This window comes from Acidimicrobiales bacterium (genome assembly GCA_035533095.1).
Classification (GTDB): Bacteria; Actinomycetota; Acidimicrobiia; order Acidimicrobiales; family Palsa-688; genus DATLUM01.
The window spans coordinates 101,804-121,858 of the sequence record DATLUM010000040.1 but is presented as its reverse complement, the minus strand read 5'-3'; the positions used below and the strand labels follow the sequence as shown (position 1 = coordinate 121,858).

The following is a 20,055-nucleotide window of genomic DNA, read 5'->3' as shown; positions in this document are numbered from 1 at the left end:
AGGCAACCGCTAGCGCCGTCACGACGACCCCAACCCGAAATCCAGCGCCGTCTGCCCGGGGCAGTCACCAGAAGAGCCGGACGAGACAAAGCTGCGCCCCGGTCGACGAGGCGAACCCTCCCCAGGGGCCGCGGCGGAGCTGTCGGACTCCGGGGGCGCCGCTATCGGACGCACCTCTGTTTCGGCCTCGCGGTCGGCCCGGCCGGATGCCCGCCCGTCCAAGCATGACGACTCCGCGTGCGGCACAACCGCACACGGCGAGAGCTGTACGGCTCCGTCGCCATCCGGTGACACCATCGACGGTGACTCCACGTATGGCTCAGCCGCACACGGAGAGGACTGTGCGGCTCCGACGGTGTCCGGTTGCACCACCAGTGGTAACACCATGGACGGTTCCGCCGCACACGGTCGGAGCACCGACAGCCCAGCGGGCGGGCGGAGCTGGTAGACCGACAGACCGAACCGGCCGGCCGGACCCTTCACGCGCTCCAAGCTGACCAGACCACGCACCGCGAGCACCCGTAGCGCTTCGGCCGCGGTGCCCGGGTTGACACCGAGACGCTCGGCGATCTGGCGCGCCGACGTGCGCGCCACCAGCCGACCGGCTTCAAGCTCGGCGTCGAGCGCGACCTCCTCGAGGACCACCCACACCACCGGCCGCAGGGCGCGCCGAAACGGGCGGCACCCCGCCGACAACACCACCGCAGGGGAATCCGATCGGTCGCCGGAACGGTCGCCGGAGTTCACGGGCCGACCTTTCGCAGCTCGCGGGACACTCCGGCGAAATCGAGATACAACCGGTAGGAGCGGGTCTCGAAGCGATCAACCGGGTTCCCGGCCAACTCGACCACCACACCCGCACCGCGCAGCACCGCCATGCGCCGCCCCACCGTGTCCTTGGAGACACCCAGGCGCCGGGCGACATCGCGGTAGCTGGCCGTCACCACGACCCCTTCGGGCGACTCGGTCGCGTGGACGGCCAGGTCCAACAAGACCAACAACGCGTCAGAACCGTGCCGGTACCCCAGGCTGAGAGCCCGGGGCTCCAGCCGCAGACCGCAACCGTGATCGGGTTCAGCCGCCATGATCGACACCGATCGGCTCGACCAGCCCGGCCAGGCGCATCAACGCCGCCTTGGGGACCCGCAACAGCCGGCCGAACTCGACCACCGGCACACCCCTCTCCCCGTCGGTAGCCCGCCACACCCGCGCCAGCTCGTAAACCTGGTTCCGTCCGATCCGCAAGATCGCGGCGGCCTCGTCCATCGTCAAGAAATCGGGAGCATCCACCAAACCCATCGCAACCTCCCAGTGACCGCGACGAACCGGAACTGACCGCTCGTGACCGTTGCTACCATTGACGCAAGATCACCTTGCGTATAGTATGACCCACAGCTGCGGTGAACCACAAGCTTGTGATCCGCTCCCTCTGTCATCGAGTTGCGACAGGAAACCCCGATGCCCCGACACAAAGCACTCCCCGATCCGCCGACCTGGACCCCCAACCAGGTCGTCGCCGGCAACCTCAACCGCCTGCGCACTAGGCGCGGGCTCACCCAAGCCGAGACCGCCCTGAAACTCTCGCTGGTAGCCGGCAAGGAATGGACCGAGGCCATGGTCGCCCACGCCGAGCGCTCCGTCACCGGCAACCGGGTACGTGAGTTCACCGCGGATGATCTCGTCACCTTCGCCCGGGCCTTCGACGTGCCCGTCCTCTACTTCCTCACCCCGCCCCCCGCCGGCTTATGGGTGCATGTGCCCGGCTCGCGCATCGACACTCTCGGCATGCTCGAAGCCGTCCTCGGCCGGCCCGACAACCTCTCCGAATGGGAGACCATCCTTGACGAATGGTACTTCACTCGCGACGAAGAGCTGCCGTACCCGCTCTCGCAGGCGAAGCGGGACAACATCCGGGCCGTCGCCGGGGAGGTCGCCCTAATCAGCGCCCATCACCTCATCCGCAAGCACTTCAAAGGCGACCTCGATCAATTGCGAGAGACCCTCGGCTCCCTCGCCAACCTGGTCCTCGACGTCCAACAACACGAAGCCCTCGCCAGCCTCGACGAAGACGAACATATGCGACGCCTCGAAGCCATGCGGGCGAACGTCGCCAAAGGCAACCGACTCGCTGACGCCAACGATCAATTCTTCAAGGAAAGTGTCGCTGCCCACAAGGCGGCCCAGAAGAAACCCGCCAAGAAGAAGGACCAACGCCCGTGAACCACAACCCAACCGCGGATGTCTTGGTAATTGGAACCTGGGCCCTTCTCGAGGGCAGCAGCGCTACCGAGAGGAAGGACTAAGCGATGCGCGGCTCAGTTGTACGGAAGGGCGGCCGGTGGTACGTCAAGATCGAGCTCGATCCTGACCCCACGACCGGTAGCCGGCGCCAAAAGTGGCACTCCGGCTACCGCACCAGGCGAGACGCCGAACGAGCGAGAATCGACCTCCTCTCCAAGTTCGATCGGGGAGAGTACGTCGAGCCCTCTCAGCAGCCACTCGGTCAGTTCCTCACCGAGTGGTTGCAGACAATCGAGCCCACGGTGCGCCCCTCGACGTTCGACTCGTACCGACGGAACATCTTCCTCCATGTCATTCCTCGCATCGGGGGCGTTCGGCTGACGAAGGCGGATGCCGGCGTGCTGAATGGACTGTACGCCCAGCTCCTGACTTCGGGGCGTCTTCCCTCGTCCCGCGCCGGTCAGGGCTATTCAGCGGCCGTCTTGGACCGGGCGCGGACACTACGGGAGCAGGGAGCCACGCTCGAAGCGACAGCAAGAACGCTCAGGAACGAGCTGCCCGAGGCTGCCCACATCACTAAAGACACCCTCGCGTCGCTGCTGCGCCGATCCACTAGCCGCATGGACCGCGACGCCGTGAAAGGTCTCGACCGGCGCACCGTCAACTACATCCACACCATCCTTCACCGAGCATTCAAAGATGCTGTTCGGTGGGGTCGCCTCGTCCGCAATCCGGCCAGTGCAGCCGATCCGCCCCGCTCGACCAAAAAGCCGGAAGCCGCTCAGGCCTGGGACGCTGCGACCCTTCGGCTCTTCCTCGATGCGTCCCGCGTGCGACAGGATCCACTCCACGCCCTCTGGGTGCTCATCGCCACGACCGGCATGCGCCGGGGTGAGGCACTCGGCCTTCGATGGAGCGACGTCGACATTTCTGCAGGCCGCTGCCGGATCATTCAGACCGTCATCCAGGTGAGGAGCGCTGTCTCGATCAGCGAACCCAAGACCTCCACCGGCCGGCGGTCGATCTCCCTCGACTCGGCCACCGTTGCTGTCCTCCGCGAGCACCGTCGCCGGATGCGCGAACAGCGCCTGCTCGTCGGATCCGGTTTCACGGACAACGACCTCGTCTTCCACCACCCCGATGGGGCATGCCTGCACCCTGAGTCGGTTAGCGCCATGTTCCTCCGCCGGGTCCAGCGCCAGGGACTCCCCCGGCTCACCGTCCACGGCTTGAGGCACACCTGGGCAACCCTCGCCCTCGAGCAAGGGGTACATCCCCGCGTGGTGCAGGAACGCCTCGGACACGCGAACATCGCCATCACCCTCGACATCTACAGCCATGTCTCGCCCACCCTCCACGACGAAGCCGCCGAACTCGTAGCTGGGCTGGTGATGCCACCGCTCGGCGGTCCAGCACGAGCTTGAGCGGTTCCAAGCCATGAGCCGCTATGACCTTCCCAACGAAATCACCCTCACCTTCGAAGAGTCTCGAGTGATCTATCTCGCCCTGGTCGAGGCCGAGGATGCTGCGCCAGTCGGCAGCGAGCTGCGAATCCGACTCCACGACTGCGCGGCCCTCGTCGGCCGCAAGCTCACCCCGGACTTGGGAGACCTATCATGAAAGCCGTGGAGACGCAGGACTTGCTGTCCATCCCGGAGGTCGCACGGCGGCTGGGCATCAGTACCGAGGACGCGTTCGACCTCGCCTTCTTGACCCGAGAACTCCCTGTCGTGTTCAGGGGCAACGACCACGGTGTGCCCCAGCACGCGGTCGAGGCCTACCTTCGCGCTCACGCCGGCTCGTAACCCCGTAGAAGCGGGCCGGCAAGGCACCGTCGCGCCACGCGACCGGTAACACCCTCCACGGCCCCGACGTCCTCCACACAAATAGTTGTGAGCGCAAGGGTAGAAATCCGGTAGAAGTCGGCCTTCTCGGGCCCCCCTATGGCCCCTCCTACCAGCACTTTTACCGTGGGCGAGGGGGGACTTGAACCCCCACATCCTTTCGGACACAGGAACCTGAATCCTGCGCGTCTGCCAATTCCGCCACTCGCCCGAGTGGATCCACGAGCATAACCGCGGCGCCCTTGCGTTCGGCACTCAGCGGGAGGGCGAAGCGCGATCGGACTCCGGGCCCGAGTACGCTCACTGGCAAGCATGGGACTGCAACAGTTCGAGCGGCGCCTGGAGCGCCTGGTCGAGGGCGTGTTCGCCAGGGCGTTCCGCAGCGGACTGCAGCCGGTGGAGATCGGCCGGCGGCTGACGCGGGAGATGGACCTGCGCCGGACCATCGCTCCCCGCGGCACTCTCGCGCCCAACGACTTCACCGTCGTGCTCTCCCTCCCCGACCGCAACCGGTTCGCCGCGATCGAGGACGAACTGGTCAGCGAGCTCGAAGCGGTGGCGCTCGAGCACGCCGAGGCTGAGCGCTACACCCTCCTCGGACCGGTCACCGTCGTCATCGAGACCGACGACGGGCTTGCACCGGGAATGGTCCTGGTGTCCGGCGAGATGCTCAAGGCGGACGAGCCACCGGCCGCCTACCTGATCCTGCCGGACGGGCGCCGGCTCCAGCTGGGGGCGAAGGCACTGACCATCGGGCGGATGCCCGACTGCGGACTGACGCTCGCCGACCCGAACGTCAGCCGCTACCACGCAGAAATCCGGCCCTCCGAACACAGCGGCCTCGAGGCGGGCCACTTCGAGATAGCCGACCTCGGCAGCACCAACGGGACCAGGATCAACGGCATCCCGGTCACCGCCCCCCAGGCGCTCCGCAAGGGGGATCAGATCACGGTGGGGGCCACGTCCATCCGCTTCGACCTGGGCTGAGGCGCCGACGGGATCGTGCCAGACCCAGTTCTGACGTTGCTCAAGTACGTCTTCCTCGCACTGCTCTACCTGTTCTTCCTGAGGGTGCTGCGCGCCGTGTGGATCGAACTTCGCGAACCGAAGCCGGCTCCCCTTCCAGCGCCGGTCCCACCGACGGCGCCGCAGCAAGCGGTCCCGGCGTCGAACCCGGGACCCGAGAGGCTCGTGGTCGCGGAACCCAAGGAGCACAAGGGCACGGAGTTCGCGGTCTCGGACGAGATGACGGTCGGGCGGGCGGCCGGCTGCGGGGTGCCGCTCCCCGACGACACGTTCGTCTCGCAGCTGCACGCGCGGGTATTCCGCCGCGACGGGGACATCTTCGTCGAGGACCTCGGCTCGACGAACGGCACCTACCTCAACGACAAGAAGGTCACGTCCGCCGTCCCGCTCCGCAAGGGTGACAAGGTGAGGTTCGGGCGGACCACCCTGGAGCTGCGCAAGTGACCCGGGGGCCGGAATGATCCGCCTGCGCGCCGGTTCGGCCACCGACGTGGGGTTGGTCCGCAACAACAACCAGGACAGCCTCCTGGTCGCCGATCCGCTGTTCGCCGTGGCGGACGGGATGGGCGGGGCGGCAGCCGGCGAGGTGGCTTCGACCACCGCCATCGAAAGCCTGGAGTCGGCGTTCGACGCCGCCGGCCACGCAACCCCGGAAACCCTCATCGAGGCGGCGCGCTCGGCCAACCGTGCCGTGTGGGAGCAGGCCGAGTCCAACCCCGAGATGCGCGGTATGGGAACGACACTCGTGGCGGTCGCGATGCTCGAGGACGGGCGTCTCGGTGCAATCAACATCGGCGACTCACGCCTCTACGTCCTGCGCGAAGGCTCGCTGCGGCAGATCACGAGCGACCACAACCTCGTCGCCGAGCTGGTCGCTGAAGGCCGTATTTCGAAAGAAGAGGCCGAGGTGCACCCGCGGCGCAACATCATGACGCGCGCCCTCGGCGTGGACCCGGACGTGCCGGTCGACCTGTTCGTGGAGGACCCGGTCGCCGGCGACCGTTTCCTCCTCTGCAGCGACGGTCTTCCCCGCGAGCTTCGCGACGACCACATCGCCTCTCTGCTGAACCGGCTCGCAGACCCGGGCGAGGCAGCGAAGGAACTCGTCGAGGAAGCGAAGCGCCGAGGCGGCAACGACAACATCACGGTTGTCGTCGTCGACGTCGAGGATCCGGAAAAAGAGACGGCCGCAGTGGCGGTCACGCCCGCGCCACCTCCGGAGCCCTCCGGGCGTGCCGCAGCTGCCGAGGCAGCGGTTTCCGCCCCGCTCCCTCAACCGAAGGCACGCATCGTGACACTCAGGGTCGCGGCCTTCTTCGTCCTGCTGCTCGCGATCATCGCCGCTGCCGCAGTGGGCATCGGCTGGTACGCCCGCTCCGGCTACTACGTAGGGCTGCGGGGCGACAAGATCACCATCTTCCAGGGCCAGCCGGGCGGTGTGCTCTGGCTCCACCCGACCATCGCGGACGCCACCCACACCACGACCTCGGACGTGCTCCCCCACCAGGTGCCCCGCCTGCGCGCTGGCCAGACCGAGCCGTCCCTGGAAGCCGCGCGCCAGTTCATCAGCCGGCTCGTCGCCGAGGCACAGGCCGCACGCGCCGCCGCGGCACCGCCGCCGGCTGCCCCGCCGCCTGCCCCGACGACGACCACCCAGCCAGCCCCGCCGATCACGGCCCCGCCGTCGACGTGAGGCGCAAGCTCGCCGCCGGCGGCGTGAGACGAGTGCCTGCGAGGCGGCGCACCGAGCTCGGGCTCATCATCCTCGCCGTGATGCTCACCGGCGGCCTGTACGCCCTCGCAGGGCTGGGCAAGGCTGGCAACCTCCCTGCGAACATCGGGCCGTTCCTGATAATCATCTTCGCCCTGATCTTCGCCGCGCACTTCGCGGTGAGACGGCTCGCGCCGAACGCAGACCCGATCCTGCTTCCCACAGCGGGGCTTCTCAACGGCATCGGCTACGTATTCATCGCACGGTTGTCAAACCACGAAGCCCGGTTGCAGGCCGTGTGGACCGCTATCGGCATTGGCTGCTTCATCGGCACGCTCCTGCTGGTGCGCCGCGGCAGGGATCTCGAGCGCTACCGCTACAGCTTCGCGTTCCTCGGAATCGGCCTGCTGCTGCTTCCCCTGGTTCCCGGCATCGGCGAGAACATCAATGGGGCGCGGTTGTGGATCCACCTCGGGTCGTTCAACTTCCAGCCGGGCGAGATCGCCAAACTGGCGCTGGCCATCTTCTTCGCCTCGATCATGGTCGAGCGCGCCGACCTGCTCAGCCAGGGCACGCGGCGAATCGGACGATTCTTGGTACTCGACCCGCGGTACCTGGCACCGATCCTCGTCGCGTGGGGGCTCTCGCTGGTCATCTTCTTCGCGGAAAACGACCTGGGCTCTTCATTCCTCTTCTTCGCGTTGTTCATCGGGATGCTGTGGGTCGCCACCGGCCGGCACTACTACCTGGGCCTCGGGGCCGGTCTCTTCGCGGTCGGCTCGGTTCTCGCGCTGAAGGTGATCGGCCACACCCGTTCGCGCATCAGCGGCTGGCTGGACCCGTGGGCGCACTCCAACACGAGCGGCTACCAGCTGATCCAGGGGTGGTTCGCGATAGCTGCCGGCGGGATCTTCGGCGAGGGTCCCGGGCAGAGCAATGCCGCTCACATCCCCGAAGCATCGACCGACCTGATCTTCGCGGTGATCGCCGACGAGCTCGGGCTGATAGGCGCCGCCGCGCTCCTGTTCGGTTACCTGCTGATGGTCGGCACGGGTCTGCGCGTCGCGGTGCGCTGCGAGCGACCCTTCGAGAAGCTGCTCGCCACCGGCTTGTCCCTCATCATCGGGGTGCAGACCTTCGTGATCGTCGGCGGGGTCACCCGGCTCATTCCGCTCACCGGCATCACGCTCCCCTTCGTGTCCTACGGCGGCTCGTCGCTGATCGCCAACTACATCCTGCTCGCGCTACTGCTGCGTCTTTCTCATGACACCGAGACGCTGCCGGCTCCGGCTCCGATCATGGAGGCGGTCAGCGCGTGAACCGCCAGATTCGTCTCGTCGGCCTCGGGATGATCGTGCTCTTCGTGGCACTGTTCCTGCAGCTCAACTACCTGCAGGTCGTGCACGCCAAGGCGCTCGAGTCCAATCCGCTCAACGGCAGGGCGGTCGTGCGCGAGTACACCGCCAAGCGCGGTGACATCGTCTCCGCCGACGGGGTCACGCTCGCGACGTCGGCGCCGGCACCCGATCAGTTCAAGTACCTGCGCCAGTACCCGGCAGGACCGTTGTTCGAGCAGATCACCGGCTTCTGGTCGTTTACCTACGGCGCCGACGGCGTCGAACGGACCTACGACAAGGTCCTCACCGGAGGGAGCAGTCCCTTCCACCTGCCCACGAGCCTCAGCGGTCTGCAACAACTGTTCTCCAACCACGACAAGAGCCAGTCGCTCACTTTGACCGTCCTCGACAAGCTCCAGACCCTCGCTCAGAAGGAGCTCGCCGGGCGGATCGGCTCAGTTGTCGCGCTGAACCCCAAGACGGGCGCGATCCTCGCGATGTACTCCAACCCCACGTTCGATCCCAACCAGCTGAGCTCGCACAACCTCCAGCAGGTACAGGCCGCGTACAAGGCGCTCCAAGCGGTACCCGGCGGCGTGCTCTCGCCGGGCGTCTACCGGCAGCGCTGGTTCCCCGGTTCGACTTTCAAGATCGTCACCTCGTCCGCGGTGTTCGACCACCAACCCTCTCTGGTGACCAAGACGTACCCGGTGCTCTCCGCGCTTATTCTGCCCCAGACGACCAACCTGTTGCACAACTTCGCCGGCGAGCGCTGCGGGGGGCAGCTGATGCAGTTGTTCACGGTGTCGTGCAACAGCGGTTTCGGGCAGATCGGCCTGGACCTGGGTGCAGGGTCGTTGTACGCGGAGGCGCACAGCTTCGGCTTTGGCCAGACACCGCCGGTCGACCTTCCCTTCGCCGCGCAGTCGACGTTCCCCACTGCGGACGCCTTCACTCACGACCTGCCGGGTCTCGCCTACTCCGCGATCGGCCAGCAGGACGTGCAGGCGACGCCGCTGGAGATGGCGCTCGTTGCTTCGGCGATCGCGGACGGGGGGACGATCATGACGCCCCACGTGCTCGACAAGGTGACGAATGCGCAGAATCAGGTGGTCAGCACCTACCAGCCCAAACCCTGGTTGCAGGCGACTTCCACTGCGACAGCTGCGCAGGTCACCCAGTTGATGCTGTCGGTCGTCAATTCCCCCAACGGGACCGGTGCCGCAGCGCGGATCCCCGGCATCCAGGTGGCAGCGAAGACCGGGACCGCGCAGACCGGTACCAACAAGATCGACGCGTGGTTCGCCGCGTTCGCCCCCGCGCAGGACCCCCAGATCGCGGTCGCCGTGCTCATCCCCGACCAGCCGTCCCAAAACGAGTACCAGGGCGGGACGCTCGCCGCGCCTATCGCAAAGGCGCTGATTCAGGCCTACCTCAGCACCGCGAAGGCGACCCCATGACCCCACCACTCGCCCCTTAGGCTCAGGAGCCGAATGCAGGAGCAGCAGGTTTTCAGCGACCGCTACCAGCTGGTCAACCACATAGCCCGGGGCGGGATGGCCCAGGTGTACCTGGCGCGCGACCTGCTGCTCGACCGGCCGGTCGCTTTGAAGGTGCTGTTCCCGGAACTGTCTGTGGACAGGGCATTCGTCGAGCGGTTCCGCCGGGAGGCGAAGGCGGCGGCGAACCTCACCCACCCGCACATCGTCTCGATCTACGACTGGGGCCAGGGGGAGAACACCTACTTCATCGTCATGGAGTATGTCGACGGGCGCACGCTCTCGTCGATGCTTCGCGACGGCGCGCTCGACCCGGTTCGCGCCGCGGCCATCGGAGCCGACGTGGCGGCCGCGCTGGACTTCGCGCACCGCCGCGGTGTGATCCACCGGGACGTCAAGCCCGGCAACGTGCTCATCGACAACTCCGGCCAGGTGAAGGTCGCCGACTTCGGCATCGCACGCGCGATCGGCACCTCCGAGGACCTGACCCAGACGGGGTCCGTGATGGGCACCGCCACGTATTTCTCACCCGAGCAGGCGCAGGGCTACGGAGTGGATCCGAGGAGCGACGTGTACTCGCTCGGCGTCGTGCTCTACGAGATGGTGGCCGGGCGGGCGCCCTTCGCCGGGGACAGCCCGGTGTCCATCGCCTACAAGCACGTGAAGGAGCCGCCGCCACCGCCGCGCACCGTCAACCCGGCAATCCCGGCGGCGTTCGAGGCGATCGTGTTGAAGTGCCTCGAGAAGCAACCGGAGAACCGCTACCAGACAGCCGAGGAACTCCGAGCCGACCTGATCCGCTTCGCCAACGGCCAACCGGTGATGGCGGCGAGCGACATCACAAGGGTCGGCAGCGCCGTGGGTGCCGCTGCGGCCGGCGGCCTCGTGGGAGCGGCGCTCGCAGGAGCCGGTGCAGCCGGTGGCGGTGCGGCATTCGGGGGTGACCCCGCCGGCGCTACCCGCGTCCAGCCCGCCGCCGGAGGCACGGCGGCCATGCCCGTCACCACCGTCGGCGGCGCCGGCGTGCCTGGTGCGGGCGGGTGGGGCTCGGGCGATGAGCCTGGCGATCGGCGGGCTTGGACCTACGCTGCGATCGCCGCGATCGTGCTGGTGCTGATCGGCGTGGGGATCTTCTTCCTCGGTCGTTCTCAAGGCTGGTGGGATGCTTCGGCCAAGACCCTCACCGTCCCATCGGACCTCGCCGGCAAGCCGGCGTCGAGCGCACTCAGCGAGCTGCAGCAAATGGGCTTCACGAAGGTGAGCGAGAAGAACCAGGCGAGCTCCCAATACCAGTCGGGTGACGCCATCGGCACCCAGCCACCGGGCGGCACATCGGTGAAGAGCGACTCGCCCGTGGTACTGCTCGTCAGCACCGGCCCGACGCCGGTCCAGATCCCCGATGTCGCCGGCAAGACCCAGGATCAGGCCACCGCGATCTTGAAGCAGGCGGGATTCACCGTGAACGTCACGCAGCAAAACTCGAACACCGTCGACCAGGGAATCGTGATCGGGACCAACCCGCCGGCTGGCCAGACCGCCGGCAAGGGCGCCGCGGTGCAGCTGATCGTCTCCAGCGGGAAGCAGCAGGTGCAGATCCCCTCACTCGTCAACCAATCCCCCGGACAGGCGGGCCAGGCGCTCGGCCAGCTGGGCCTCAACGTCAAGCAGGCGAGCGAACCGTCCTCGTCGGTCCAGGCGGGCCTCGTGACGCGGACCGACCCGCCGGCGGGAGCCACAGTTCCGGTGGGATCCACCGTGACGGTGTACGTCTCGAGCGGGCCCCAGCAGGTCACGGTGCCGAACGTCGTCGGTGAGACCCAGAGCCGGGCACAGCAGGACCTGACCAACGCCGGGTTGCAGGCCAACGTCGTCGACGTGGCGGTTACGCGCCCGGACAAGGACGGGATCGTCCAGCAGCAGAACCCACAGGCGGGCCAGACCGTAAGCCAGGGTTCCGCGGTCACGATCTACGTCGGCCAGTACCAGGGCCCCCTGCCGACCACTACGACATCGACGCCGGTCCCCCCCGGCTAGGCGCTGATCGAGGCCTCGGCGCCGGCGACGACGTCGGGCGGGACCGCCTGGCCGCACGCGGAGAGCCAGTTGGCCAGCAAACGGTGGCCGCCGCCGGTGATGATCGACTCGGGGTGGAACTGGACCCCCTCGACGCGCAGCTCGCGATGGCGAAGCCCCATGACCACCCCGTCCTCGGTCCACGCCGAGACCTCGAGCGCCGGCGGGACGGTGGCGCGCTCGACCACCAGCGAGTGGTAGCGCGCCGCGGTGAGCGGATCGGGAAGGCCGGCGAAGACCCCACGGCCGTCGTGGGTCACCTCGGAAGCCTTGCCGTGCATCACCTGGTTGCGGACGATCTCGGCGCCGTAGACGGCCCCGATGCACTGGTGGCCGAGGCACACGCCGAGCACCGGTACAGCCAATGCCAGGCTCTCGATCAGCTCGCAGCTGGCGCCGGCGCTCTCCGGGCGCCCCGGCCCGGGCGATACCAGCAGCCCGTCCGGCTGGAGCGAGGCGGCGGTGGCGGCGTCGATGGCGTCGTTGCGGTACACGAGCGGCTCGGCTCCCAGCTGGCCGAGGTACTGGACCAGGTTGTAGACGAACGAGTCGTAGTTGTCGACGACCAGGATCCGCGCCACGCCGTGCTGCACGCCGGCACCCTACCGCCACCTAGAGTCGAGGTATGCCGAGGAAGACCAAGGACGCTCCCGGGCGCGTCACACCCAAGGGAGGCCCCGTCAGGCGCGGGTCGGCCGGTACCGGCGGGCGCACGACGGCGGGTGCCAGCGGGCGGACCACGCCGGCGGGCGGGCGCTACACCGCGCCGATCCCCCGCGAGTTCCGCTCGAGCCCGTGGTGGGTGCCGGTGCTCATCCTCACCTTCTTCGGGCTCGGCCTGATCTGCATCCTGCTCAACTACCTCGGACTGCTGCCCGGCGGTGCCAACAACTGGTACCTGCTGCTGGGCCTGGGCCTGATCGTCGCCGGTTTCATCGCGGCTACCAGATACCACTGAACGGGTTACGGAATAGTTACATATATGTAAGTAGTCCCCAGCCTGTGGAGAAAGCTGGGGACTACTTTCTGCTATCGACTTGCTGAGGCGCTGAGCCTCTCGATGCCTAGAGCCTCTCGATAATCGTGGCGTTGGCCATGCCGCCGCCCTCGCACATGGTCTGGAGGCCGTAGCGGCCGCCTGTGCGCTCGAGTTCGTTGAGCAGAGTTGCCATGAGCTTGGCTCCGGAGCAGCCGAGCGGATGGCCGAGGGCAATGGCGCCGCCGTTGACGTTGACCCGTTCCATGTCCGGGTGGTGCTCCTTCTCCCACGCCAGGACGACCGGGGCGAACGCCTCGTTGATCTCGACCAGGTCGATGTCGTCGATGGCGAGCTTCGCCCGCTCGAGGACCTTCGAGGTGGCGGGGATGGGGGCCGTCAGCATGATCTGCGGGTCGTCGGCCGCGACGGCGAACGAGTGGAACCTGGCGCGGGGGGTGAGCCCGAGGGAGGACGCCTTCTCCTCGCTCATGATCAGCACCGCAGACGCACCGTCGGTGATCTGCGAGCTGTTGCCGGCGGTGATCTTGCCATCCGGCTTGAACGACGGCTTCAGCTTGGCGAGCGTCTCGACGGTGGTGTCGGGGCGAATGCCTTCGTCCGCGGTCACCGCCTCGCCGGACTCGGTGACCTTTCCGGTCTCCTTGTCCTTGTGCTTGGTGGCGACGGGCAGGATCTCACGCTCGAAGCGGCCCTCGGCGGTGGCGCGGGCGGCGCGCTGGTGGCTCTGGGCGCTGAACCGGTCGAGGTCCTCGCGCGACAGACCCCACTTCTCGGCGATCATCTCCGCCGAGATGCCCTGCGGGACGAGGCCGCCGACCTCTGCGTAGCGCATGCCCACCGTGGGCCCGAACGGCAGCCCGACACCCTGGCCGATGCTCGCGCCCATAGGCACGAGGCTCATCACCTCGACACCACCGGCGATGACCACGTCGTAGGCGCCGGCCATCACACCCTGCGCGGCGAAGTGAACCGCCTGCTGCGAAGAGCCGCACTGGCGGTCAACCGTGGTGCCCGGGACCGACTCCGGGTACCCGGCGGCGAGGACCACGTTGCGGGCGATGTTGACCGCCTGGGCGCCGACCTGCATGACGCAGCCGAGGATCACGTCGTCGACGATCCCGGGGTCGAGGTCGTTGCGTGCGGCCAGCGCCTTCAGCGTCTCGGCAGCGAGGTCGACTGAGTGCCAGCCGGACAGCTTGCCGTGGCGCTTACCGCCGGGGGTGCGCACTGCATCGACGATTACGGCAGAGGGCATCGGATCTCCTTGGTCACGCGCCGTTACAGCGGAAAGGCTATCCCCATGCCGGGTGTAACCGACAATTGCGACGGCGCCGGCAGTATCCCGCCGGCGCCGTCACTCTGAGTTGCTGGTGGTGCTGATTACTTGTTGGGCTGAGGAGTGATGCGCAGGTAGGGCCGCGGTGCGGTCCAGCCCTTGGGAAACTTCTCCTTGGCCTCGTCGTCGGAGACGGCGCCGGAGATGATCACGTCCTCGCCGTCCTTCCAGTCGGCCGGCGTGGACACCGAGTACTTGGACGTCAACTGGAGGGAGTCCAGCACGCGCAGGATTTCCTGGAAGTTGCGGCCGGTGGACTGCGGGTAGGTGAGGGTGAGCTTGACCTTCTTGTCGGGGCCGACGATGAACACCGACCGCACGGTGACGGTGTCCGACGCGTTGGGATGGATCATGCCGTAAAGGTCGGCGACCTTGCGGTCCGGGTCGGCGATGATCGGGAAGTTCACCGTGGTGCCCTGGGTCTCGTTGATGTCGGGAACCCAACCCTTGTGCGAGTCGATGGGGTCGACGCTGACCGCGATGACCTTCGCATTGCGCTTGTCGAACTCGCCCTTCAGTTTGGCGACGGTGCCGAGCTCGGTCGTGCAGACCGGAGTGAAGTCCTTCGGGTGCGAGAAGAGGACTCCCCACTTGTCGCCCAGCCACTCGTGGAAGTTGATGGTCCCTTCGGTGGTATCAGCGGTGAAGTCGGGGGCTTCATCGCCCAATTGCAGCGCCATGTGGTTCCTCCTGTTGCTTGCCTTGGATTGTCCTGATTCAAAGTCGCCGAGGCCAACCTACCGCGCCACGGCGCAAAAGGCGACCGGCCAGATCAGCTTTCGTCCGGACTATCACCCGGAACGGCCGGTGGTGGGACCGGCACCGCGTCGGCCCACGCAAGCCCGGATTGGCGCAACCTCTCGAGGATGCGCAGCCTCAACTGGCGGCATGCCCGGAAGTGCTGCCCCGGCTGCGTCCACGCCATGATCCGCAACGTCGCGCCATCGTGGTCGGTCGCCTGCACCCCCGCGAACGTGGGATCGCCCACGAACACGCCTTTCCATGCAGGCTCGCCCGCTAGCTCCCGCGCCGCCTGCTCCGCGGCCCGCCCGGCAGCCTGAAGGTCCGTGCCGTGCGGGACGACCACGTCGACGATCGCCTGGCTGTCGCTCTCGGTGTTGTTGCCTACGGTGCGGATCTCGCCGTTGGGCACGTACCACACGACGCCGTCGACTCCGCGCACCCGGGTGGTCCGCAGGTTCACGCCTTCGACGGTTCCCGACGTGGCATTCGGACCCGAGCCGACCACGATGCTGTCCCCCACCCCGTACTGATCCTCGGCGAGGATGAGGACGCCGGAGAGGAAGTCCTTTACGAGGGTTTGCGCGCCGAAGCCGAGCGCGGCGCCGATCACGGTCGCTGTCGCGACAAACGGCACGAGGTTGATCTTCAGTTGCCCGAGGATGGTCAACACCGCGATGATCCAGATCACGACCCTGAACACCGACGCGAACACACTGGCGAGGGTCTTGAGGCGGTCCTCGCCCCGCGGCGTGGCGCGCAAGAGCGGGGACATGAGCCGAAGCGAGCCGACGAGTCGCCGGGCGAGCCTGGTGACGAGGCGCGCCAGGATGAGCGCGATCACGACGATCAGCAGGATGCGTAGCGGCCCGATGAGGTAGACCTGCATGGTGTGGGCCCGCTCGGGGCTCACACCGAGGTCGACGAGGATCTGGCGGATGATGCCCCGGTCGTTGGAGGACGCGCTCGACTCGGCGGGGTGCGCTGCGGCCGCTTGGACGACTGAAAGCATGACGGGCCAAGACTAAAGAGGTTCGCGCCATTGGTGGAGCAGAACCCGGCCGCGGGCGTGCCCCACACGACGCGTGGTCTTTTTCCGTAGGTCGCCTTTACCGTGTACCATCGTGGGCTGTGCCAGCGGGCCGAGTGCGCTGACGCGCACCCCCTTCGCCCGGGAGTACCGGCGACTGGTAGCGCTGCCGGGACCGAGGAGGCGATGAGTGAAGCGAACGTTTCAACCCAACAACCGAAAGCGGGCGAAGAAGCACGGCTTCCGCCACCGCATGTCGACCCGCGCTGGACGGGCGATAATCAAGGCGCGCCGGCTGAAGGGTCGCGTCCGCCTGTCGGCCTGATCTGGCGGGTTGACCGGCGCGAGACCTTCGAAGAGTTGCGCCGCGCGCGCCGACAGAGGAGCGGACCGCTCACAGTATCGTGGGTTCCCGGTGACCCCGCCGAACCCCCCCGGGTTGCTTACAGGATCGGGCGGCAGACCGGGCCGGCCGTCGTTCGCAACCGTGTTCGCCGGAGGCTCCGGGTGCTGATCCGCGAAAACGCCGCGAACCTGCGCCCCGGCGCGTACCTCGTCGGCGCTGGATCTGGCGCGGTCTCAATGAGTTTCGATGATCTTCGACATTCACTCGTGTCCGCGCTGCGCAAACTGCAGGCGGTGCCCAGGTGACGGCCACCCGCGTCGACGTCGGCGCCGGCAGGCGTTCGGTAGCGGTAAATGCCGTGGTCGCGCTGATCCGCAGCTACCAGCTGGTACGGGTGGGGCGCGTGTCTCCTTGTCGTTTTACGCCTACGTGCTCCGCCTACGCGCTCGAGGCGGTCGAGAGCCACGGCGTCGCCAAAGGCGTGTCCCTGGCCGCCCGCCGGCTGGCCCGCTGCCGGCCCGGCGGCCCCAGCGGCTACGACCCTGTCCCCGAAAAGCCGCCGCAACGTCCTCGGGAGGCTGAAGGCGGCGGCTCGACAGCTTCCGAAAGAGAACAGTGATCCTCCACCTCGCCACGCTGCTCGCCAGCGGCCCCACGACCACGGCCGCGGCGGCGCACAAGTCGAGCGGCAGCCTGCTCGATCCGATCGCCAAGCCGATCGCAGGTCTGCTCGCCTACATCTACGGCGTGATCCCCAACTACGGGGTCGCGATCCTCATCCTGAGCGTGCTCTGGATGATCCTCATCTCCCCGCTCACCCTGAAGAGCACCCGGTCGATGCTGGCGATGCAGAAGCTGCAGCCTCAGCTGAAAAGGCTGCAGGAGCAGCACAAGAACGACCGCCAGGCCTTCGCCCAGGCCCAGATGGACCTCTTCCGGGAGCACCAGGTCAGCCCCTTCGGCTCCTGCCTGCCGATGCTGCTGCCTATGCCGGTGTTCTTCGCCCTGTTCAGGGTGATCGACGGCCTCAGCCATATCGGCAAGAACGGTGTCGCCGACCCGAAGTACCTGTCGAGCGGCACCCGGATGTTCCACGACATCGTCGCCTCCCACGGGCACCTCAACGCCTTCGGGATGGACCTCTCGCACAACGCGTTCAGCCCGCACTCGAGCTTCGCGGCGGCGATCCCGTTCTGGATACTGCTGTTGATCATGGCCGGGACGTCATACATGCAGACCGTCCAGACCATGTCGCGCAACCCGGCAGCTCAGCAGAACCCGCAGATGCGGATGATGAAATTCCTTCCGCTGCTTTTCGTGGTGTTCTGTATCAAGTTCCCCGCCGGAGTGATCCTCTACTACTGCATGTCCAACGTTTGCCGGATCGTCCAGCAGGACCTCATGTACCGCTTCGACCCCAAGGTGAAGGCGCTCGTCGCTGCGGAAGTGCAAGAGATCGAGGCGATGACCCACGAGATCGACGAGATCGAGGAGCAGAAGCGACGCTCGCCCGGATACACGCCGCCGCGCGGGGCGCCGCCCGGGAAAGCCGGTGGCCGTGAGGGCGGTACGGGTCGCGGGACCGGTGGCGGTCGCGGCGCCGGTAGCGGTGGCGACCAGCAGGGTGGGCGGATGAAGTTCCGGGACCTGCTCGCTTCCGCGGCGGAGCAGCAGCGAAAGGCACAGGAGGCGCGCAAGTCGGGCGGGACAGCCGGCTCGGGCGGGTCCGGATCGGCCAAGGCTCGCCCGGAGCTCGGGCGTGGTGGCGCTCCCGGCAACGGCACGGCCGGTGGTGGTCCTAGTGGATCGAACGGGGCAGGCGGCGCCGGCGGGGCGCGAGGCGGCGACGACAGTCAGCCCGGCCCCGGCCGCACCCCCGCCTCCAGCGGTCAGCGGGCGGGCGGAAACCGCCCCGGGGGCAACCGTCCCTCTGGAGGACGCAAGAACCGTAAGCGCCGCGGAAGGTAGAGGGTTCATGGAGTGGGTCGAGACGACCGGGAGAACCCTCGAGGAGGCCAGGGAAGCAGCCCTGGACCAACTCGGGGTGGACGAGATCGATGCCGAGTTCGAGGTTCTGGAGCAGCCGAGGGCCGGTCTTTTCGGACGTATGCGAGGCGAGGCGCGCGTTAGAGCTCGCGTGAAGCCCACCGCGCCGCGCGCGAAAGAAGATCGGCGAGACCGGCGCCGGCGGGCGAAGTCCGCCGGCAGTGGGGCCGGCGAGGCTGCCGGTGGTCAGCGGGCGGGGGCCACGAGGCAGGCGGGATCTGCTGGGCGGGCGCAGCCTGCGGCTTCTGCAGCCGGGGACTCGACTGGTAGGTCAAGGACCACTGCGCCGGCCGGCGCCGGCGAGGAGAGCGCCGGAGGTGTCGCCGGCGGCGCGGCTGGCGGAGACGGTGGCGGTGCATCGTCGGGGTCCAGTTCGCGGCGGAGGCGGCGCCGGCGGCCGGGCACGGGCACTGGCGGCGATGCGGCTGGAGGCGGTGGCGAGGGCGGCAGCTCCGGTGGTGAGGGCCCGGCCCGCGGAAGTGAACCGGCAGCGGCCGGCCGATCTCGGCCTGCCAAAGCACGTGACGAGTCCGAATTCGAAAACAACCAGAGAAGGGACGGTACGGAAGTGGAAGTACCTCTGCAGGAGCAAGGGCGCATCGCCGAGGACTTCCTCTCGGGCCTCATCTCCGAGTTCGGGTTGACTTCGCGGATCACCGTCACCGAGAGAGAGGAGGACAACCTCGATCTCGCGTTGGCCGGGAGCGACCTGGGCCTGCTGATCGGGCAGAAGGGGGCTACCCTTCTCGCCGTCCAGGACCTCACCAGGACCGTCGTGCAGCACAAGACAGGTGCCACCAACGGTCGGATCCATGTCGACATCGGCGGGTACCGCCAGAAGCGCAGCGAGGCTCTCGCGAACTTCGCCCGCGACGTAGCCGCGAAGGTCAAGCAGAACGGTCAGCGGACCGTGCTCGAGCCTATGAGCGCAGCCGACCGCAAGGTGGTCCACGACGCGATCACCGAAATCGACGGCGTGGAGACGATCTCCGAGGGCGAGGAGCCCAGGCGTCGGGTCGTCGTCATCCCCTCGGAGTAGAGCTCGCCGGCTGCTCCTGGTGTGACATCGCTTGACCCGCCGGACCAGGCCGTGCTGGCTCAGCTGCGGGGCGTGCTGGCAAAGGCGAAAGAACTCGGCTTCCTCGGTCCAGGCCCGGTCGACGAACACGTCACGAGGGCTCTCGATCTGGGCCGGGCAGGGGGTTTCCGCCCGTCCCGGGCTCTCGACCTGGGCAGCGGCGGCGGCGTGCCGGGGTTGCCTCTCGCTCTGCGGTGGCCATCATCACGGTGGATCCTGCTCGACGGCAGCCTCAAGCGCTCGTCGTTTCTCCGAGACGTCGTCGGTGAGTTGGGCCTAGCGGACCGTGTGTCCGTGGTGGCCGAAAGGGCGGAGACCGCAGCCCGCTCGGATGATCTCAGGGGAGCCTTCGATCTGGTTGTGGCCCGCGGCTTCGCCGGGCCAGCCGTCACAGCAGAATGCGGCTCGCCGTTTCTGCGCAGCGGCGGAGTGATGGTCGTCGCCGAACCGCCAGGGGGCGAACCTTCCCGATGGGATGCCCCAGGACTGGCAGAGCTAGGCATGGTGGCAGGCCCCGCCGTCGACTCCCCCACCGCCTGCCAGGTCCTCGTCCAGAACGAATTGTGTCCCAAGAGATTTCCGAGAAGGGTAGGCATACCCGCCAAGCGTCCACTGTGGTGAGATCGTTGAGGTTTCACGTGAAACGACGTTGGTCGGGATCCCGCGTTTCACGTGAAACGTGCCGGGCATCTCAACGAGTACTCGAGGGTGCTTGAAATCGGTGGCGCCATCATCAAGGATGGGCGA

General features: G+C 67.6%; 23 protein-coding genes and 1 tRNA gene. 16 read left to right on the top strand and 8 right to left on the bottom strand.

Annotated features, from left to right (window positions below):
• Nucleotides 1-18 precede the first annotated feature (18 nt).
• Genes VNF71_04230 through VNF71_04220 form a run of 3 tightly spaced genes read right to left on the bottom strand, consistent with a single transcriptional unit; the run spans nt 19 to nt 1,299 of the window.
• Nucleotides 19-747, bottom strand: a complete 729-nt coding sequence (locus VNF71_04230) for a hypothetical protein (GenBank protein HVA73752.1) — start codon at nt 745-747, stop codon at nt 19-21.
• Nucleotides 744-1,085, bottom strand: a complete 342-nt coding sequence (locus tag VNF71_04225) for an AsnC family protein (GenBank protein ID HVA73751.1) — start codon at nt 1,083-1,085, stop codon at nt 744-746. The genes VNF71_04230 and VNF71_04225 overlap by 4 nt, the downstream gene beginning before the upstream one ends.
• Nucleotides 1,075-1,299 carry a helix-turn-helix domain-containing protein gene (locus tag VNF71_04220; protein HVA73750.1) on the bottom strand — a complete coding sequence of 75 codons (225 nt, stop codon included), beginning with the start codon at nt 1,297-1,299 and terminating at the stop codon, nt 1,075-1,077. Before VNF71_04220 ends, VNF71_04225 begins: the two co-directional genes overlap by 11 nt.
• A 159-nt stretch (nt 1,300-1,458) precedes the next feature.
• On the opposite strand from VNF71_04220, the gene VNF71_04215 reads away from it, so the two are divergent.
• The 4 genes from VNF71_04215 to VNF71_04200 all read left to right on the top strand — a co-directional run bounded on the left by VNF71_04215 (nt 1,459) and on the right by VNF71_04200 (nt 4,046).
• Nucleotides 1,459-2,220, top strand: coding sequence for a helix-turn-helix transcriptional regulator (locus VNF71_04215; protein HVA73749.1), 762 nt, complete (start codon nt 1,459-1,461; stop codon nt 2,218-2,220).
• 86 nt (nt 2,221-2,306) lie between these two features.
• Nucleotides 2,307-3,665: a tyrosine-type recombinase/integrase gene (locus VNF71_04210; GenBank protein HVA73748.1), complete on the top strand. Its 1,359-nt coding sequence runs from the start codon at nt 2,307-2,309 to the stop codon at nt 3,663-3,665.
• A 13-nt stretch (nt 3,666-3,678) separates the two neighbouring features.
• A complete protein-coding gene (locus VNF71_04205) occupies nt 3,679-3,861 on the top strand; it encodes a hypothetical protein (GenBank protein HVA73747.1) in 183 nt (60 codons plus the stop codon).
• Nucleotides 3,862-3,866: 5 nt separating this feature from the next.
• A complete protein-coding gene (locus tag VNF71_04200; protein HVA73746.1) occupies nt 3,867-4,046 on the top strand; it encodes a hypothetical protein in 180 nt (59 codons plus the stop codon).
• A gap of 166 nt (nt 4,047-4,212) precedes the next feature.
• Here VNF71_04200 and VNF71_04195 read toward each other — a convergent pair.
• Nucleotides 4,213-4,296: transfer RNA gene (locus VNF71_04195), tRNA-Leu, on the bottom strand.
• 101 nt (nt 4,297-4,397) lie between these two features.
• Here VNF71_04195 and VNF71_04190 point away from each other — a divergent pair.
• Genes VNF71_04190 through VNF71_04165 form a run of 6 tightly spaced genes read left to right on the top strand, consistent with a single transcriptional unit; the run spans nt 4,398 to nt 11,692 of the window.
• Entirely contained in the window at nt 4,398-5,072 is a 675-nt protein-coding gene (locus VNF71_04190) for a DUF3662 and FHA domain-containing protein (protein HVA73745.1), read from the top strand.
• Nucleotides 5,073-5,087: 15 nt separating this feature from the next.
• Entirely contained in the window at nt 5,088-5,555 is a 468-nt protein-coding gene (locus tag VNF71_04185; protein ID HVA73744.1) for an FHA domain-containing protein, read from the top strand.
• A gap of 13 nt (nt 5,556-5,568) precedes the next feature.
• Nucleotides 5,569-6,804: a Stp1/IreP family PP2C-type Ser/Thr phosphatase gene (locus tag VNF71_04180; GenBank protein HVA73743.1), complete on the top strand. Its 1,236-nt coding sequence runs from the start codon at nt 5,569-5,571 to the stop codon at nt 6,802-6,804.
• Nucleotides 6,801-8,141 carry an FtsW/RodA/SpoVE family cell cycle protein gene (locus tag VNF71_04175; protein HVA73742.1) on the top strand — a complete coding sequence of 447 codons (1,341 nt, stop codon included), beginning with the start codon at nt 6,801-6,803 and terminating at the stop codon, nt 8,139-8,141. Before VNF71_04180 ends, VNF71_04175 begins: the two co-directional genes overlap by 4 nt.
• On the top strand, nt 8,138-9,619 hold the full coding sequence (locus VNF71_04170; GenBank protein ID HVA73741.1) for a penicillin-binding protein 2: 1,482 nt from the start codon (nt 8,138-8,140) through the stop codon (nt 9,617-9,619). The genes VNF71_04175 and VNF71_04170 overlap by 4 nt, the downstream gene beginning before the upstream one ends.
• A 33-nt stretch (nt 9,620-9,652) precedes the next feature.
• Nucleotides 9,653-11,692, top strand: a complete 2,040-nt coding sequence (locus tag VNF71_04165) for a PASTA domain-containing protein (GenBank protein ID HVA73740.1) — start codon at nt 9,653-9,655, stop codon at nt 11,690-11,692.
• Here VNF71_04165 and VNF71_04160 read toward each other — a convergent pair.
• Nucleotides 11,689-12,324, bottom strand: a complete 636-nt coding sequence (locus tag VNF71_04160; GenBank protein ID HVA73739.1) for an aminodeoxychorismate/anthranilate synthase component II — start codon at nt 12,322-12,324, stop codon at nt 11,689-11,691. The two genes, VNF71_04165 and VNF71_04160, sit on opposite strands and share 4 nt — an antisense overlap.
• Before the next feature lie 32 nt (nt 12,325-12,356).
• On the opposite strand from VNF71_04160, the gene VNF71_04155 reads away from it, so the two are divergent.
• Complete coding sequence (locus VNF71_04155; protein ID HVA73738.1) at nt 12,357-12,689, top strand: cell division protein CrgA; 333 nt, start codon at nt 12,357-12,359, stop codon at nt 12,687-12,689.
• Between the two features lie 106 nt (nt 12,690-12,795).
• Here VNF71_04155 and VNF71_04150 read toward each other — a convergent pair whose 3' ends face one another.
• From VNF71_04150 to VNF71_04140, 3 genes are all read right to left on the bottom strand, one after another.
• Complete coding sequence (locus VNF71_04150) at nt 12,796-13,986, bottom strand: thiolase family protein (protein HVA73737.1); 1,191 nt, start codon at nt 13,984-13,986, stop codon at nt 12,796-12,798.
• A 125-nt stretch (nt 13,987-14,111) separates the two neighbouring features.
• On the bottom strand, nt 14,112-14,747 hold the full coding sequence (locus VNF71_04145; protein HVA73736.1) for a peroxiredoxin: 636 nt from the start codon (nt 14,745-14,747) through the stop codon (nt 14,112-14,114).
• Between the two features lie 92 nt (nt 14,748-14,839).
• Nucleotides 14,840-15,820 (bottom strand): mechanosensitive ion channel family protein, encoded by a 981-nt coding sequence (locus tag VNF71_04140; GenBank protein HVA73735.1) that lies wholly within the window; start codon nt 15,818-15,820, stop codon nt 14,840-14,842.
• Between the two features lie 208 nt (nt 15,821-16,028).
• Between VNF71_04140 and rpmH the strand changes: the two genes are divergently transcribed.
• The 5 genes from rpmH (at nt 16,029) to VNF71_04115 (ending at nt 19,929) form a co-directional block, all read left to right on the top strand.
• Nucleotides 16,029-16,163 (top strand): 50S ribosomal protein L34, encoded by a 135-nt coding sequence (gene rpmH / locus VNF71_04135; protein HVA73734.1) that lies wholly within the window; start codon nt 16,029-16,031, stop codon nt 16,161-16,163.
• Nucleotides 16,164-16,485: 322 nt separating this feature from the next.
• Nucleotides 16,486-16,803, top strand: coding sequence for a membrane protein insertion efficiency factor YidD (yidD, locus tag VNF71_04130; protein HVA73733.1), 318 nt, complete (start codon nt 16,486-16,488; stop codon nt 16,801-16,803).
• On the top strand, nt 16,800-18,152 hold the full coding sequence (yidC, locus tag VNF71_04125; protein ID HVA73732.1) for a membrane protein insertase YidC: 1,353 nt from the start codon (nt 16,800-16,802) through the stop codon (nt 18,150-18,152). The genes yidD and yidC overlap by 4 nt, the downstream gene beginning before the upstream one ends.
• 7 nt (nt 18,153-18,159) lie before the next feature.
• Entirely contained in the window at nt 18,160-19,269 is a 1,110-nt protein-coding gene (gene jag, locus VNF71_04120) for an RNA-binding cell elongation regulator Jag/EloR (protein ID HVA73731.1), read from the top strand.
• A 21-nt stretch (nt 19,270-19,290) separates the two neighbouring features.
• Entirely contained in the window at nt 19,291-19,929 is a 639-nt protein-coding gene (locus tag VNF71_04115) for an RsmG family class I SAM-dependent methyltransferase (protein HVA73730.1), read from the top strand.
• Nucleotides 19,930-20,055 lie beyond the last annotated feature (126 nt).

Bases quoted from the DNA above. Each gene is read 5' to 3' on its own strand.
- VNF71_04225 (HVA73751.1), bottom strand. From the start codon at position 1,085: ATGGCGGCTGAACCCGATCACGGTTGCGGTCTGCGGCTGGAGCCCCGG.
- VNF71_04220 (HVA73750.1), bottom strand. From the start codon at position 1,299: ATGGGTTTGGTGGATGCTCCCGATTTCTTGACGATGGACGAGGCCGCC.
- VNF71_04215 (HVA73749.1), top strand. From the start codon at position 1,459: ATGCCCCGACACAAAGCACTCCCCGATCCGCCGACCTGGACCCCCAAC.
- VNF71_04210 (HVA73748.1), top strand. From the start codon at position 2,307: ATGCGCGGCTCAGTTGTACGGAAGGGCGGCCGGTGGTACGTCAAGATC.
- VNF71_04205 (HVA73747.1), top strand. From the start codon at position 3,679: ATGAGCCGCTATGACCTTCCCAACGAAATCACCCTCACCTTCGAAGAG.
- VNF71_04190 (HVA73745.1), top strand. From the start codon at position 4,398: ATGGGACTGCAACAGTTCGAGCGGCGCCTGGAGCGCCTGGTCGAGGGC.
- VNF71_04180 (HVA73743.1), top strand. From the start codon at position 5,569: ATGATCCGCCTGCGCGCCGGTTCGGCCACCGACGTGGGGTTGGTCCGC.
- VNF71_04165 (HVA73740.1), top strand. From the start codon at position 9,653: ATGCAGGAGCAGCAGGTTTTCAGCGACCGCTACCAGCTGGTCAACCAC.
- VNF71_04155 (HVA73738.1), top strand. From the start codon at position 12,357: ATGCCGAGGAAGACCAAGGACGCTCCCGGGCGCGTCACACCCAAGGGA.
- VNF71_04150 (HVA73737.1), bottom strand. From the start codon at position 13,986: ATGCCCTCTGCCGTAATCGTCGATGCAGTGCGCACCCCCGGCGGTAAG.
- VNF71_04145 (HVA73736.1), bottom strand. From the start codon at position 14,747: ATGGCGCTGCAATTGGGCGATGAAGCCCCCGACTTCACCGCTGATACC.
- VNF71_04140 (HVA73735.1), bottom strand. From the start codon at position 15,820: ATGCTTTCAGTCGTCCAAGCGGCCGCAGCGCACCCCGCCGAGTCGAGC.
- jag (HVA73731.1), top strand. From the start codon at position 18,160: ATGGAGTGGGTCGAGACGACCGGGAGAACCCTCGAGGAGGCCAGGGAA.